This window comes from Shinella yambaruensis (assembly GCF_050859155.1).
Taxonomy (GTDB): Bacteria; Pseudomonadota; Alphaproteobacteria; order Rhizobiales; family Rhizobiaceae; genus Shinella; species Shinella yambaruensis.
This window is the reverse complement of record NZ_CP150639.1, coordinates 539,621-554,731: the sequence shown is the minus strand read 5'-3', so window position 1 is coordinate 554,731 and position 15,111 is coordinate 539,621. Positions and strand designations below refer to the sequence as shown.

Genomic DNA, 15,111 nt, shown 5'->3' with positions numbered 1-15,111 from the left:
CCTGGAAAGTCATGGATGGGGGCCGCCTCGCACGGCCCCCGGCCCGCCGTCAGTTTGCGGGCTTCACTTCATAGGCGAGCGTGTACTTGTCGCCACGCGGCGTGTAGGCGACCGTCTTGCGGGCGCCGAGCACGACGTTTTCGTAATGCATGGGCAGGATCCACAGATTGTCGAAGGTCTGCTTCGACAGCTCCTCGAGCAGCGGAGCGCGCTCCGCCTCGTCGAGGGTCGAGCTTGCGCGGGCGAGCACCTCGTCGATCTTCGGATCCGAAACGCCGCCGCCATTGTAGCGCCCGGTTCCCTTCGCCTCGTCGCGCGTGGCGACCAGAGCGACCGTCGGATTGGTCGTCTCGCCGGTGTTGACGCCCCATGAACCAAGATAGGTGCTGTACTCGCCCTGCGCATAGGCTTCCGAATACATGGCCCAGGGCATCACCTCGACCTTGGACTGGATGCCGATGCGCGTGAACATCTGGCCGACGGCCTGGAGCACTTCGGCATCCTTGACATAGCGGCCGGAGGGGCCGTGCAGCGTCAGGCTGAAGCCGTCCGGATAACCCGCCTCGGCCAGGAGCGCCTTTGCGGCGGCCGGATCGTAAGCCAAGCTCTCGACAGCGTCGCTATGGCCGGCATACCCTTCCGCCACGAACTGGTCGGCGACGGTACCGTTCTTCTGCATGACGCGGTCGACGATGGCGGGTCGATTGATCGACATCAGCATTGCGCGGCGGACGCGAATGTCCTTGAGCGGGTTCTCGTCGAGGTTGGAACCGTCCGCGGCCTTGACGAAGGGCGACGCGTCGCGGCTGACGTCCATGCCGAGATAGACGAGGCGCGAGGACTGGCCGTTGATGACCTGCAGGCTGTCGCTTGCCTCGACCCGCGCCATGCCGTCGGCCGGAAGGGCCTCGATGATGTCGATCTCGTTCGACAGAAGCGACGCCAGCCGGGCGCCATCGTCGGGCAGGAAGCGCAAGGTGACGTTCGACCAGTGCGACGCGCCGGCGAAATAGTCCTCGTTCCGCTTCATCGTCAGCTCGCCGCCCGGCGTATAGGAGACGAAGGAATAGGCCCCGGTCCCGATCGCACACTTCCCGTTGTCGAAGTCCTGGACCGGCGCGTCCTTGCAGTCGGCGCTGATGATGCGGATACGGCTGACCGAATTGAGGATGAGGGGATCGGGGACCTTCGTCTCCACGACGACGGTGAGCGGGTCCTTTGCGGTCACGTTCGCGATATTGCGGGTGTAGGAGGCAAAACCCTGGCTCGGCTTGTCGCGGGCCCGCAGCAGCGAGGCGGCGACGTCATCGGCGTCGAATGCGCTTCCGTCGTGGAACTTCACGCCCTCGCGCAGCTTGAATTCCCAGTGGGTGGCGTCGATGGCCTTCCACTCGGTCGCCAGTTCCGGGTCGTTGGCTGATGTGCCCGTGAGGTTGATGAGGCTGTCCCAGATATGCCGGGATGTCGCGTTGTTGGGCGCGGAGCTGTCCTCATGCGGATCGATGGTGGTGGGTGTTGTCGACATGCCGATCGTCAGCGGTGTCTCCTGCGCGGCGGCGAGTGCAGGAATAGCGATCGTGCCGAGCAGCGCGACGGCTGCCCGCGTCAATATCTTTGCGGTCATCTGATTAAATCCCAGTTGGAGTTTCCTGCCGGTCTGACGCCAGCCTGACGAAGGGTTCTGAGCCTTTCTTGAACAAAAACGTAAGTTCCCCGGACACCCATTGTCAAACGGAAAACCAGCATGTTACGCTGAACGTAATACACTGCCTTGAATGGCAACAGGATCATTCCTCTAAGAAAAATTCTCCATGAACGACGAGGAAAAAGAAGAGAAAAGATCGACTGTTCAAGCGGTTGATGTCTGCATCGACGTGCTTCTGGATGTCGCGAAGAATCCGGACTGCAGGCTGGCCGACATCGCCAGGAACATTGGCGAGACCAAGCCAAGAATCTTGCGAATGTTACGCACAATGGAACGCCGTGGACTGGTCCGGAAGAGCAGCAGCGGGACCTATCGGCTCGGAAACACCGCCATCGTGCTCGGCACGGCCGCATCGACGCAGGTCGATCTAGTCAGAATAGCCAACCCGATCCTCGAAGAACTCGGGCAGAAGGTGAATGAAACGACCCAGTTGAGGATCATCGACAACGGCGAATCTCTCTGCATCGCCAAGTTCGAACCGACACGGGACCTCCGGGTGCATTCCATGATCGGAAGGCGCCGGCCGCTTCATGCGGGTTCCTACAAGGTTCTGCTCGCCTACCTGCCGCCGCAGGTCCAGGCGCAGATGATTCCCGACAAGCTCGAGCGCTTCACCCCCCGGACCATCACGACCCGTGCAAGGCTGGAGGCGGAGCTGAAACGCGTTCGCGAGGCCGGCCACTGCGTCAGCCGCGGCGAGGTCAGCGATCAGCTTGTGTCGGTATCCGTCCCGGTGCTCGCCTTCGACGGCTCGGTCATCGCTGCCGTGAACATCGCCGCGCCGGCCTTTCGAACACAGGACAACGATATTCCGCGCTATATTGCCCTCCTGAAGGACGCCTCCAGGAAAATATCGGAGGGCCTCGGCTGGTAAAGGTACGGCCGGAGGGAGCGCCGGCAAGTCCGGCCGGTGCCATCAGGAAACGGCACCTGTCAACTTCCGCCGCAGTCCGGGTCAAGGCACGCCAGTCGTCGAACAGCGACAGACGAGCGGACGAATCCGGTATAGCATCCGGCTCGTGACGGTCTGACGGAGCACGGCTGCATGGAAAACGGCCTGATCGAGCGAATCTACGAGGCTGCTTTCCAGCCGCAGGGCTGGATGCGCGTGCTTGAGGACATCGGCGCGCTCGTCCGTTCGCCGGGCGGGGCACTCTTCGTCTATGACGACGCCCGTCCAGTACAGTACAGGGCCACGGACGAGGTGGCCGAGGTCGCCCACGAAAGCACGAAACAGTGGCGCGACAGCTCCCGCGTCGCATATGCCCAGAAGAGGCCGTTCTTTGGCTTCGCCATCCTCAGCGACTACTTTCCGGCGGAGCTGATCGCGTGCGATCCGTGCCGCAAGAGGCTCGACGAATTGGGGCTGGACAGCGAGGTCGCCGCCGCCGTGCCGCTTCCGACGGGCGAACTCGTGATCTACGATTTCACCAGGCGGAAGGCCGACGGCCCCCATTCCCGGGAAGACATTGCGACGCTTGACCGCCTTCTCCCGCATCTGGCGCGGGCCGGCCTGATGGCCGCCCATCTCGGGCTGGAGCGCGCGAAGGCGACGACATCGACGCTGCAGGCGATCGGCCTGCCCGCCGCCGTGCTGGGCGGCAACGGCCGGGTCCTGTCGGCCAATGCGCTGTTCGACGGTTTGACCGACCTTTTCATGCCTGTCGCCTTCGGGCGGCTGGCGATCGCGGACATCCCGGCAAACCGCCTGCTGCAACAGGTCATCGAGACGGGGCTAGCACCGGGCGAAAAGATCCAGTCCATAGCGATTGGCGCAAGGGAGGGCCGCGAGGCGTGCGTCATTCATGTCCTGCCGCTCCATCGCAGCGCCCATGACCTGTTTCCCGGAGGCGATCTGATCGTCGCGGTCACCGCATTGCGAAAGTCGTCGATCGTTCCCGCCCCGCAGGTCCTGATGGGTCTTTTCGACCTCACGCCTGCCGAAACACGCTTTGCAATCGAGCTTGCCGCCGGAAAGACCGTCAGATCGATCGCAAGGACCCTCGGGATCGCAGACCGGTCCGCCACGACCTACCTCACCCGCATATTCGAGAAAACCGGCACGCACCGCCAATCGGAACTCGTGTCCTTGCTGACGATGACCCAGCCGTTTCGGTGAGAGGCCCCGCTTCGGAACGGAGGCATGCCGGCCTGGTTACGACGCGCAACCGACAGGCGACCCTCCATCTTCAAATTGACCAGGCTCCCAGGAGGAACAGATGAAACGTCTCGGACTGGCTTTCGCGCTTTCCGTCCTGCTGCTGCCGGTCGCGGCGGACGCCGACGAATTCTATACGATGAACAAGCTTTCCTTCTGCGGGAACGCCGATGCCGGAAGCGTCACCATATCCGCGACGGCCTTCAGCGAAGATGCGAGCCGTGTCGCCGTCGCCACCGAGGGACTTCTTGTCCGCATCTGCGATACGGCGAGCGGGAACGAAGTCACGTCGCTGTCGGCAGCGACGGCGCTCGACACGCCCGACGGCCTCCTGGGCTTCGTCGCCTTCAGCGCAGATGGCGCGCGTCTCGCGACAGCGTCCGGCGACAGGATCGTGCGCTTCTGGGATATCGCCAGCGGCCGGCAGCTCGGCGAGCTTGCGCATCCCTCGCCGGTCGTTGCCGTCGCCCTCAGCCCCAAGGGGGCAGGCGTCGCCACGGCGTCCGCCGAGGGGATGGTGCGTCTCTGGGATTCCACGAGCGGCAGCGCAATCGCGTCTCTGCAGCCGTCGCTGGATGTCACCTCCCTATCCTTCAGTCCTGACGGAAAGCAGCTCGCCGCGACAGGCCGGGAGGGAACGGTGCACCTATGGGACGCGGCGTCAGGCGAAAAAATCGCGACACTGGAGGGGCATGCCGGCAAGGTTCTCCAGGCGCGCTACAGCTCGGACGGTAGCAGGATCGTCACGGCATCGGACGACAGGACTGCGCGGATATGGAATGCTGCAGATGGCGGCCAGCTGCTGGTTCTGCCCCACGCCTCCGAGGTCCATTCGGCGGCCTTCAGCAAGGACGGTACGCGGATCGTCACGGCATCGGCCAACGAAGCCCATATGTTCGATGCCGTGTCGGGAGGCGAAATCCATGTGCTGCGGGGACACGAAGGCGACGTGAACGACACGGCGTTCAGCCACGACGGCCTGCGCGTGGCCACGGCGGCGGAGGATCGCAGCATCCGCGTCTGGGATGTGGAGAGCGGCGCCGGGATAGCCGTCCTGACGGGCCATCTCAACGCCCCCGGCTCCGTTGCCTTCAGTCCGGACGGGCAAAGGCTCCTCAGCACGAGCGGGGTCGAGCCGATCGCGTGGACACGAATGCCGGCGGGAGGCTTCCCCGACGGCTTTTCCGGGATATGGTTCAGCAAGTTCGACGGCATGGACGACTCCGCCGAATTCGCCAGAAGCATGTGTTTGATGAGTCCCATCAAAATCCACGGCAACGGTTTGATCGTCCTCTTCGACGGCATGGGCCAGGACCCACCCCAGACAATCCTGCATTTGCGATGCGCATCAGACCGGAGCTGCCAGATGTTCGGGGGCGCGCCGGGCCAAAGCCTCGACGCACAGGGCCAGGGAAATCTCGAGATTTCAGGAGACGACGGCAAGCTCTGCATCGCGGGAGAATGCCGCCCCATCGTCCGTTGCCCGGCTCTGATTTGGAACGACGAAGAGCGGAAGAGTGGCTTCGCCGAGCGTTGGGAAGCCACAGTCAACGCGCAAGGACAGTGAAGGGGAACTGTGCGAGAGCGACCGGTCCGGCGCACCATGCCCTATCGCGCCGGCACCACCCGCTGGCGCCGTTCGCCCAGCCGGTCTATTTAGCGAATCTGCCGATGGGCCGTCCGCTACGTGAAAGGAGCCACAGCGCGACATGGTGCGGGTTCTGATGCCCGGCAAAAAATCACCCGGAAGACCGCGATGAAGAACCTTCGCCGCGGCCGATGCGAGAATGCGTCTAGTAGAGGGTCAGAGCCGGAATGTAGCTCACCGCCAGGAGGAGCAGCATGGCCATCACGAAGAACGGCCAGAGTTCCCGTGTCGTCGCCCCCATCGACGCCTTGGCGATCGACGACGAGATGAACAGCGTCGTTCCGATCGGCGGCGTATAGAGGCCGATACCGAGGTTGATGACCATCATCAGGCCGAGCTGCACCCGATCGAGACCGATCACGTCGGCAAGCGGCACGAAGATCGGGCCAAGCAGCAGGATCGCCGGCGGCAGATCGAGCGGCATGCCGACGATCAGCATCAGCAGGTTCATCATGAGGATGATGACGATCGGGTTCGACATGTTCTCGGCGACCCACCGCGCCACCATTTGCGGCGTCTGATCGAATGTCAGCACCCAGCCTACCGCTGCGCTGCCCATGATGACGAGCATGACGACACCGGTCGCAACCCCCGCTTCGACGACATTGTCGCAGAAGCGCCTGACGGTCAGGTCCCGGTAGAAGCCGAGGCTGAGGACCAGCGAATAGACAACCGACAGAACGGCCACTTCCGTCGGCGTCGCAAAGCCGAAGCGCAGGCCGAGGATGATGAGCACGGGCAGAAGCAGCGCCGGCAGGCTCTTGCCCGCCATCATGGCGAGTTCGCGCTTGCGGACCCTCTCCTTCGCCACGGGATAGCCGCGGCGGACCGAAATGGCCCAGCAGACGAAGACGAAGCTTGCCGCCATGAGCAGGCCGGGCAGGATGCCGGCGATGAAGAGGTTCGCGATGCTGACACCGCTGACCAGCGAATAGAGGATCATGGGGATCGACGGCGGAATGAGCACGTCGATGACGGCAGAGGTGGCATTGTTGGCCGCGCACAGCGGCGCCGGGTAGCCGTGGCGCTTCTGCCAGGGAATGAGGACCGAGCCGAGCGCACTGGCATTGGCGACGGCCGAGCCGGAGACGCCGCCGAAGACGACCGAGGAGAGCACTGTTGTGGAAAGCGCGCCGCCGCGCCAGCGCTGCAGGGCCTTCGAGGCGAGCTCGAGCAGTTGCTGGCCCAGCTTGCCGCCGAGCATCAGGGTCCCGGCCAGCATGAAGAAGGGCAGCGCGAGCATCGGGAAGGACTGGGTCTGGTCGTAGACCTGCTGCGCAACGATCGAGAGCGGGACATGGTCGGTGGAAAGAATGGCGAGGCCAGCCGAAATGATCAGCGCGTAGCCGACGGGAACCGCGAGCATCATCAGCACGCAGAAGGCAACGATCATCACAAGGGTCATCATAGCGGCATCTCCTCGGTTTCCGCCTGCGGGCGGGCATCCCAGCCGTTGACGAAGACGCGCAGGCACGCCGTCGCGGTGACGACCGCCACCAGCACGGCGCTGAGCGCGATGGAGTAGTAGCCGATGCTGTTGGGCAACTGCAGGACGGGGCTGCGCTCGATGCTGGCGATGTCCGCGACCACCAGGGCCTGGCGTGCGAGCACGGCGAAGGACGCGACCGAGATCAGGTTGGCGATCATGAAGACGACGATCCGGCCGCGGTCCGCGAACTTCCCGTAGATCCATTCGACGGACATGTGGATGCCCATCTGCGCGGCAAGCACGATGCCGGCGACGATGAACCATGGGAAGATCAGCGTCGGCAGCTCCTGCGCGAAATTGAAGCCGCCGCCTGCAAAGGTGTAGCGGGCAGCGACATTGGCCGTCATGACGACCGTGAGAACGACTCCGGCAAGAATGATCGTGGCGCGACACAGCAGCGATATGGCCCTGTCGATCCGATCGGCGGCAGCCAGCAAGCCATCGGTCATCGGTGCTCCTCCCCAATATGCACGATGATGGATGAAGACCGCGCGCCGGCCTGCGGCGCGCGGTGCGGCAGGATCAGCCCTTGGCGGCCGCGGCGATCTGCGCCACGAACTCGCCGAAGGGCTTCTGCTTCCAGGTCTCCAGGACGGAGGTCGTCGCGGCCGCGAAGGCGGCGCGGTCGACCTCGGAGATCTCGATCGCCGGATTGGCCTTGAAGGCTTCGAGCGTCTCGGTGGCCTTCTGCGCCGACAGGTCGCGCTGCAGCGTGCCGGCCTCCAGGGCTGCCGCCTTCACGGCCTCCAGGTCGTCGCCGAGGCGTGCCTCGGACATCTTCGACATCAGGAAGGGCGTCGATTCCCACTTGTGCGCCGTCAGGCTGATGTACTTGTTGACCTCGTAGAGCTTGGAGCTCTCGATGTTGGCGAGCGGGTTCTCCTGCCCGTCGACGACGCCCTGCTGGAGCGCGATGTAAAGTTCGCCGAAAGCGATCTGCTCGGTGCTCGCGCCCAGCGCCTCGAAGATGTCGATGGTCATCGGGTCGGCCGGCGTGCGGATCTTCAGGCCCTTCACGTCGTCGGGCGTCTTGACCGCCAGCTTCGAGTTGGACAGGTGGCGGATGCCGTTGTCCCACCAGTCGAGGGCGACGAGGCCGACGGCATCGAAGCGCTCGGCGAGCGCCTTGCCGACATCGCCCTGCAGCACCTTGATCGCCTGCTCGGCCGTCTCGAACAGGAAAGGCAGGCCGAGGGCGGCGATCTCGGGGATGAGCGCGGAAACCGGCCCCTGGCTGTTGGCGGTGATGTCGAGCGCGCCGGTGCGCAGGCTCGTCAGCATGGCCGCGTCGCTGCCGAGCGTTTCGGAGCCGGCGACGTTGATCGTCACGCGACCCTCCGTCTTCGCCTTCACCAGCTCGGCGAACTTGTCGGCGGCGACCGTGCGCGGATTGCCGGGCGCTGCGCCGTGGCCGAGCGTCAGGGTCACGGCAGCGCGCGCCTCGCGGCCGAACGACAGGATGGCTGGCGCGGCAAGAACAGAGCCGCCCGCAGCCAGAAAGGCACGCCGCTTCATCAGAAAAGTCATTTTCAATCCTCCCAGTTGGCGCCCTCCGGCGCAGTGCATGGAACATCCGTGGCGGCCGGCTCCCGACGGCTGCTCACCTATCTGATTCAATCCTCTTCGAGCCACCCCTTCGTCCGTTCGACGATGCGATCCGTGGAAATGCCGTAGCGGTCGTGCAGCGTCGGCAGCGCGCCGGCATCGAGGAAGGCATCCGGCAGCGCGATGTGGCGGAAGCGTGGTGCACGCCCGTTGGCGAGCAGGGCCGTGGCGACCGCTTCGCCGAGCCCGCCGATGCGGGAATGGTTCTCGGCCACCACGACGAGCCGGCCGGCGCGATCGACCTCCGCGAGGATGGTCGCGACATCGAGCGGCTTGATCGTCGGCGAATGCAGGACAGCGGCCCGGATACCGCCCCCCTCGAGCGCGCGGGCCGCCTCCAGCGCGCGCATCGTCAGGATGCCGGACGAGATGAAGAGGACGTCGCCTCCCTCGCGCAGGACCTTCGCCTTGCCGAGTTCGAAACTGTAGTCGTAGGCGTCGAGCACCGCCGGCACCTGGCCGCGCAGCAGCCGCAGATAGACCGGCCCGTCATGGGCGGCGATCGCCGGTACCGCCTGCTCGATGTCGAGCGCGTCGCAGGGATCGACGATGGTGATGTCCGGCATCGCGCGGAAGATGGCGATGTCGTCCGTCGCCTGGTGGCTCGGGCCGTATCCGGTGGTCAGCCCCGGCAGTGCGCAGGCGATCTTCACCGGCAGCTTCTCCTCCGCGATCGCCATGGCGATGAAGTCGTAGGCCCTGCGCGCGGCGAAGACCGCATAGGTGGTGGCGAAGGGCACGAAGCCCTCGCGCGCCAGCCCCGCGGCCGTGCTCATCAGAAGCTGCTCGGCCATGCCCATCTGGTAGAAGCGGTCCGGAAAGGCCCGCGCGAAGATGTGCAGGTCGGTGTACTTTCCGAGGTCGGCGGTGAGGCCGACGATGCGCTCGTCGCGCTTGGCGAGCTCGATCAGGGCGTGGCCGAAGGGAGCGGGACGCGTCGCCTGTCCTTCCGCCGCGATCGAGGCGATCATGGCGGAGGTGGTGAGCCGCTTCTTCGCCGGCGCGGCGGCGGGTTCCTTGCCTGTCGTGCTCATGCCGGCCGTCCCTGTTCCAGAGCTTGGAGCGCAAGCGCCCATTCGTTCGCCTCGACGCGGATGAAATGCGTCACCTCGCGGCTTTCGAGGAAGGGCACGCCCTTGCCCATCTTCGTGTCGAAGACGATGGCCCGGGGCCGGTCGTCCCTGACCGCCATGGCCGTGTCGAAGGCGGCGCGCACGGCCTCGACGTCGTTGCCGTCGACGCGCTGGACATGCCAGCCGAAGGCGGCGAACTTGTCCGTGACGGGCTCCGCCGACAGCATGTCGCGCGAGGGGCCGTCGGCCTGCTGGTTGTTGAAATCGACGAGGTTGACGAGGTTGCCGAGCCGGTGATGGGCCGCGCCCATCGCCGCTTCCCAGGTCGAGCCCTCGCCCAGTTCCCCGTCCGACATCAGGTTGAAGACGAAGCGGTCGGACCCCTTGCGCTTCAGGCCGAGCGCCATGCCGACGGCGATGCCGAGGCCGTGGCCGAGCGAGCCGCCGGTGATCTCCATGCCCGGCGTGTAGGAGGCCATGCCGGACATGGGCAGCCGCGAATCGTCGCAGCCATAGGTCTCGAGCTCGTCCTCCGGCACGATGCCGGCCTCGATGAGCGCGGCATAGAGCGCGATGGCATAGTGCCCGATCGACAGGAGGAAGCGGTCGCGGCCCTCCCAGCGCGGATCGTCCGGCCGGTAGCGGAGCGCGTGGAAATAGGCGACGGCGAGCACATCGGCGATGCCGAGCGCCTGGCCGACATAGCCCTGCCCCTGGACCTCGCCCATCAGCACCGCATTGCGGCGGATGCGATAGGCCCGCTCGGCAAGCGAGACATTCGCCAGGAGGGCGGGATTTTCGGTTGCGGTTTCTGTCGTCATGGCGCCCCTCCGTCGGTCGATCCTCAGTGGATCAGCATGCCGCCGTTGACGTCGATGACGGCGCCTGTGACGTAGGACGACAGGTCGGAGGCGAGGAACAGGTAGATGTTCGCCACGTCCCGCGCGTCGCCCAGGCGGTTGAGCGGAATGCCCTTCAGGATGTCGGCGCGCATCGCGTCCGTCAGCTTGCCGCCGGTGATGTCGGTCTGGATCAGGCCGGGGGTGACGGAATTGACGCGGATGCCGTCGACGCCGAACTCGCGGGCCATCGCCTTGGCGAGGCCCAGCACGCCAGCCTTGGCGGCCGAATAGTGCGGGCCGCCGAAAATGCCGCCGCCGCGCTGGGCAGAGACCGAGGACATGCAGGCGATCGAGCCGCCGCCATTGCCGCGCATGTGCGGAATGGTCGACTGGCTGAGGTTCAGCACGCCCGTCATGTTGACGGCGACGATGCGCTCCCAGTCCTCGCCGGTGATGTCGAGCGTCTTCACCGGCTGGGTGATGCCGGCATTGTTGATCAGGATGTCGATCTTGCCGAAGGCGTCGATGACCCGGGCAATCGCCGCATCGCAGGACGCCGTTGCGGTCACGTCGCAGGCCACGCCCAGATGAGCGCCGCCCTCGACGGCGGCGATCGAGGCGGCGGCTTCGGCGCTTGCCGCTTCGTCGAGATCGAGGATCGCGACGCGTGCGCCGTGTTCCGCGAAAAGTTCGGCCGTCGCCCGGCCGATGCCACGCTTGCTCGCCGCGCCGGAGATCACGGCGGTCTTGCCCTTCAGCAACATGTCAATTCTCCTCCCCGGACGCCGAACGGCTCCGGCCCATCGATAGGCGGCTCGTCGTCTCTTGCGCAGCCGCTCCGCCTTGCCCGGCGGATGGCGGGGATATTGCAGAGGCCCGCCCCCGGCTTCAAACGCGAAGTTTACACCGGTAGGTGAATCTGTTTCACTAATCGAATGCTGAACGGAATTTCACTGTCCTCGATCCGCGCCTTCGAATCCGCCGCCCGGCTCGGCTCCTTCCGGGCGGCCGCCGACGAACTGCATCTCTCCGCAAGCGCCGTCAGCCATGCCATCGTCAAGCTGGAGCGGGCGCTCGGCACGCCGCTCTTCGAACGCACCACGCGAACGGTGCGCCTGACCATCGACGGCCAGACGCTGCTCAGCCATGCGTCGAATGCCTTCGAGGAGCTTCGCTGCGGCATCGAACTGGTTTCCTCGAACCGGTCGCATCTCCTGCGCCTCCATTGTGCGCCGAGTTTCGCCGCACAGGTTCTCTCCCCGCGCCTGCCGCAGTTCCTCGCCGCCAATCCCGGCATCGAGGTCCGCCTCGCGGCGAGCACCACCTATGTGCGCTTCGTCGACGGGGAGTTCGATGCGGACATCATCTACGGCGAGCCGCAGGGCGACGATCTCGTGATCATCCCGCTCGGCACGGAGACGGTGACGCCGCTCTGCACGCCGGACCTCGCGCAAGGCATCCACACGCCGCGTGACCTCCTCTCGAAGGTCCTGATTCGCAGCGACAACAAGCGCCTGCGCTGGCCGGACTGGTTCGAGGCCAACGACCTCGGCACGCCGCCGATCCAGAGCGTCAGCTTCGACCGCTCGTTCCTGGCGATCGACGCCGCCGCCAACGGCCTCGGCGTGGCACTGGAATCGACCCGCCTTGCCCATCGCGAGCTGAAGAGCGGCAAGCTCGTCGCGCCGCTGACGGGCGTCGCCAGGGACGTGCACTATATCGGTCATTATCTCGCCTTCCCGAAATCCGGCTCGCAGCGGCGGCTGGCGCGGCGTTTCGCCGAATGGCTCACGGCCGCGCTGGGCGAGGCGCAAGCCGGCGAGACGGGCACCGCTCCCGCCATTGATGAAGCCAATTCACCGGTCCTTTAGTTCTTTCCGTTTGTCGATACGCCCGCGCCGTCGCATCTATCGGTGATGCGGGGGCGAGGAGTTCCCTTGCGGGATGCCGGCCGCGGGGCCCGCGCGGGAGGATGGAATGACAGAACGGATCGTGTCCGCATCCGGCGCGCCCTATGACGGGCACAGCCGCGAGAGGATGCTGGAGAGCTTGGCGCGTCTCGGTTTCACCCATGTCGAGCCGGCCTTCATCGTCGGCTACACGGAGCCTTTCGACGAGACCGCCTTCCTGCCGGCGGAGGCCGAAGCCTGGCGGCGGGCGATGGGCGCGGCGGGCCTAGCCTGCCATGCGATGTCCTCGCATATCGATCTCGGCCTCGACGACGCGGTCGAGGTCTTCACCGGGCGCATGGAGTTCGCCGCCGCGCTCGGCGCGAAGGTCATCGCGACGAATGCCAGCGCCCGGGCGCGCGAAGCCGCATTCCGCCGCAACATCGACAGCCTGCTGAAGCGCGCCGAGCGGCTCGGCCTCGTCATCGCGCTCGAAAATCCGGGCGACGGCAGCGACAACCTGATCAATACAGCAGCGGACGGCGTGGCGCTCGTCGCGGCATATGCCTCCCCCTGGCTCAGGCTCAACTACGATGCCGCCAACACGGCCTCGCACCGCCCGGATTTCGGCGATTTCGCGGGCGACGCCGTGCGCGCCCTGCCCGCGTCCGCCCACGCCCATATCAAGGATGTGCGCCGCACAGACCGGGGCTGGTTCTTCACGCCCGTCGGCCAAGGCGCGATCGGCTGCGCGCACCTTCTTTCCGCCGTCGCCGCACTGCCCGATTTCCCGGTGAGCATCGAACTGCCGCTGCGGCTCCATCGCGACCCGGACGCCAGGCCGGTCCGCCAGGCCGAACCCGTCGCGCTCGAAACCATCGAGAACGCGCTCGCACGCTCGCTGCGGACGGTGCGCGAGGCGCTGGCCGCCTGCGGCTGATTTTTCTGAAGGAGGAGTTACCATGCAGCGTTTCATCAACGACCCTGACCTTGTTGTCGAGGATACCGTCAAGGGTTTTGTGAAGGCGCATTCGGATATTGTGCGCCTTGCGGAGAACCCGCGCGTCGTCGTCGCCAGGGACGCCCCGTTTGCCGGCAAGGTCGGCGTTGTGACGGGCGGCGGCTCGGGCCATGAGCCGGCCTTCATCGGCTATGCCGGCAGGAACATGCTCGATGCGGTCGCCGTCGGCGAGCTCTTCTCCTCGCCGACCGCCAAGAGCTTCCACGACGCCATCCGTGAAGCCGACGGCGGCAAGGGCGTCGTCGTGCTCTACGGCAACTATGCCGGCGACAACATGAACGTGAAGATGGCGACGAAGCTCGCCGCCAAGGACGGCATCGAGGTCGCGACGGTGGTCGCCAACGACGACGTCTGCTCGGCCCCGATCGCGGAACGCGAGAAGCGCCGCGGCGTTGCCGGCGAGATCTTCATGTGGAAGATCGGCGGCGCCAAGGCCGCGACCGGCGCGAGCCTCGAGGAGGTGCGGGCCGCCGCGCAGAAGGCGATCGACAACTGCCGCTCGATCGGCGTCGGCCTCGGCCCCTGCACGCTGCCGGCCGTCGGCCATCCGAACTTCCAGATCGAGCCGGGCACGATGGAGGTCGGCATCGGCCATCACGGCGAGCCGGGCGTGCGCGTCGAGACGCTGAAGACGGCCGAGGCGGCCGCCAGGGACATGGTGAAGATCGTGCTCGACGATCACGACCTTCCCGAAGGCACCGAGGTCGCCGTGCTGGTCTCGGGCCTCGGCGCGACGCCGCTCAACGAGCTCTACATTCTCAACGACACGATCGAGAGCGAGATCTCGGCGCGCGGCCTGACGATCCGCAAGACCTGGATCGGCAACTACTTCACCTCGCTGGAAATGGTCGGCGCGACGCTGACCGTCATGGCGCTCGACGACGACCTGAAGACGCTGCTCGATGTCGAGACGCGTTGCACGATCATCCTGTGACGGGAGGAAGCCCCATGCAGATCTTCGACAATGCGTCTTCCGGCGCGATCGTCCTCTCGATGGCCGAGCGGATCGTCGAGAACCGGGCCTATCTCAGCGAGATCGACGGCAGGATCGGCGACGGCGACCACGGCGTGAACATGGCCAAGGGCTTCGGCATGGCCGCCGAGCGGCTGAAGGGCAAGGACGCGTCGCTCGCCCAGTCCCTCGACACGCTCGGCACGGTGCTGATGACGGAGATCGGCGGCTCGATGGGCCCGCTCTACGGCGTCATGTTCACGGAATTCGCCGAGACGATCCAAGGCGTGGAGACGATCGACGCGGCGGCCTTCAGCAGGATGTTGCATGCCGGCCTTTCCGGCATCCGGTCGATCGGCTCGGCCAAGGTCGGCGACAAGACGCTGCTCGACACGTTCGTTCCGGCGGTCGAGGCCTTCGACGCGGCGACGGCGGCGGGCAAATCCTTCGGCGAGGCGCTGGAAGCGCTCGTTGCGGCCGCCGAGGCCGGGCGCGATTCGACGATCGGCCTGGTGGCCAAGATCGGCCGCGCCAGCCGGCTCGGCGAGCGCTCGCTCGGCGTGCTGGATGCCGGCGCGACCTCCTGCGCCATCATCCTGAAGGAACTGTCCGACGGCGCACGCGCCCGCCTCGGCTGAGGCAACCCCCAACGGTCCTCCCAGGACGCGCGGCCCGCCCCTCGCAACGGGCCGCGCAACGCTTTTTTACTAAACCATGTTGCAAAGCGGC

The 15,111-nt window shown here is 66.0% G+C and carries 14 protein-coding genes; 7 read left to right on the top strand and 7 right to left on the bottom strand.

The window, feature by feature from the left end; translation table 11 throughout:
- Window positions 1-49: 49 nt before the first annotated feature.
- On the bottom strand, window positions 50-1,624 hold the full coding sequence (locus WMC41_RS24925) for an ABC transporter substrate-binding protein (RefSeq protein ID WP_432348610.1): 1,575 nt from the start codon (window positions 1,622-1,624) through the stop codon (window positions 50-52).
- Between the two features lie 187 nt (window positions 1,625-1,811).
- Here WMC41_RS24925 and WMC41_RS24920 point away from each other — a divergent pair, with 187 nt between their 5' ends.
- The 3 genes from WMC41_RS24920 to WMC41_RS24910 all read left to right on the top strand — a co-directional run bounded on the left by WMC41_RS24920 (window position 1,812) and on the right by WMC41_RS24910 (window position 5,430).
- Window positions 1,812-2,579, top strand: coding sequence for an IclR family transcriptional regulator (locus tag WMC41_RS24920; protein WP_432348609.1), 768 nt, complete (start codon window positions 1,812-1,814; stop codon window positions 2,577-2,579).
- A gap of 171 nt (window positions 2,580-2,750) precedes the next feature.
- Window positions 2,751-3,824 carry a helix-turn-helix transcriptional regulator gene (locus tag WMC41_RS24915; protein WP_432348608.1) on the top strand — a complete coding sequence of 358 codons (1,074 nt, stop codon included), beginning with the start codon at window positions 2,751-2,753 and terminating at the stop codon, window positions 3,822-3,824.
- Between the two features lie 100 nt (window positions 3,825-3,924).
- The gene (locus WMC41_RS24910) at window positions 3,925-5,430 is read left to right on the top strand and encodes a WD40 repeat domain-containing protein (RefSeq protein WP_432348606.1); all 1,506 of its coding nucleotides are present in this window, start codon (window positions 3,925-3,927) and stop codon (window positions 5,428-5,430) included.
- A gap of 226 nt (window positions 5,431-5,656) precedes the next feature.
- On the opposite strand, the gene WMC41_RS24905 is transcribed toward WMC41_RS24910, so the two are convergent.
- The 6 genes from WMC41_RS24905 to WMC41_RS24880 form a co-directional block, all read right to left on the bottom strand.
- Window positions 5,657-6,916: a TRAP transporter large permease subunit gene (locus WMC41_RS24905; protein ID WP_272808151.1), complete on the bottom strand. Its 1,260-nt coding sequence runs from the start codon at window positions 6,914-6,916 to the stop codon at window positions 5,657-5,659.
- Window positions 6,916-7,449: a TRAP transporter small permease gene (locus WMC41_RS24900; protein ID WP_245082459.1), complete on the bottom strand. Its 534-nt coding sequence runs from the start codon at window positions 7,447-7,449 to the stop codon at window positions 6,916-6,918. The genes WMC41_RS24905 and WMC41_RS24900 overlap by 1 nt, the downstream gene beginning before the upstream one ends.
- Window positions 7,450-7,522: 73 nt before the next feature.
- Window positions 7,523-8,527, bottom strand: a complete 1,005-nt coding sequence (locus tag WMC41_RS24895; RefSeq protein WP_432348604.1) for a TRAP transporter substrate-binding protein — start codon at window positions 8,525-8,527, stop codon at window positions 7,523-7,525.
- 86 nt (window positions 8,528-8,613) lie between these two features.
- Window positions 8,614-9,639, bottom strand: a complete 1,026-nt coding sequence (locus WMC41_RS24890) for a transketolase family protein (RefSeq protein WP_432348603.1) — start codon at window positions 9,637-9,639, stop codon at window positions 8,614-8,616.
- Complete coding sequence (locus WMC41_RS24885) at window positions 9,636-10,499, bottom strand: transketolase (RefSeq protein WP_245082450.1); 864 nt, start codon at window positions 10,497-10,499, stop codon at window positions 9,636-9,638. Before WMC41_RS24885 ends, WMC41_RS24890 begins: the two co-directional genes overlap by 4 nt.
- Before the next feature lie 23 nt (window positions 10,500-10,522).
- Complete coding sequence (locus WMC41_RS24880; protein ID WP_432348602.1) at window positions 10,523-11,284, bottom strand: SDR family NAD(P)-dependent oxidoreductase; 762 nt, start codon at window positions 11,282-11,284, stop codon at window positions 10,523-10,525.
- Between the two features lie 171 nt (window positions 11,285-11,455).
- Here WMC41_RS24880 and WMC41_RS24875 point away from each other — a divergent pair, with 171 nt between their 5' ends.
- The 4 genes from WMC41_RS24875 (at window position 11,456) to dhaL (ending at window position 15,020) form a co-directional block, all read left to right on the top strand.
- Window positions 11,456-12,391, top strand: a complete 936-nt coding sequence (locus WMC41_RS24875; protein WP_245082444.1) for a LysR substrate-binding domain-containing protein — start codon at window positions 11,456-11,458, stop codon at window positions 12,389-12,391.
- Between the two features lie 106 nt (window positions 12,392-12,497).
- Window positions 12,498-13,349, top strand: a complete 852-nt coding sequence (locus WMC41_RS24870; protein WP_432348600.1) for a sugar phosphate isomerase/epimerase family protein — start codon at window positions 12,498-12,500, stop codon at window positions 13,347-13,349.
- 22 nt (window positions 13,350-13,371) lie between these two features.
- Complete coding sequence (locus tag WMC41_RS24865; RefSeq protein WP_432348599.1) at window positions 13,372-14,364, top strand: dihydroxyacetone kinase subunit DhaK; 993 nt, start codon at window positions 13,372-13,374, stop codon at window positions 14,362-14,364.
- Window positions 14,365-14,378: 14 nt separating this feature from the next.
- Window positions 14,379-15,020: a dihydroxyacetone kinase subunit DhaL gene (gene dhaL, locus WMC41_RS24860; RefSeq protein ID WP_432348597.1), complete on the top strand. Its 642-nt coding sequence runs from the start codon at window positions 14,379-14,381 to the stop codon at window positions 15,018-15,020.
- Window positions 15,021-15,111 lie beyond the last annotated feature (91 nt).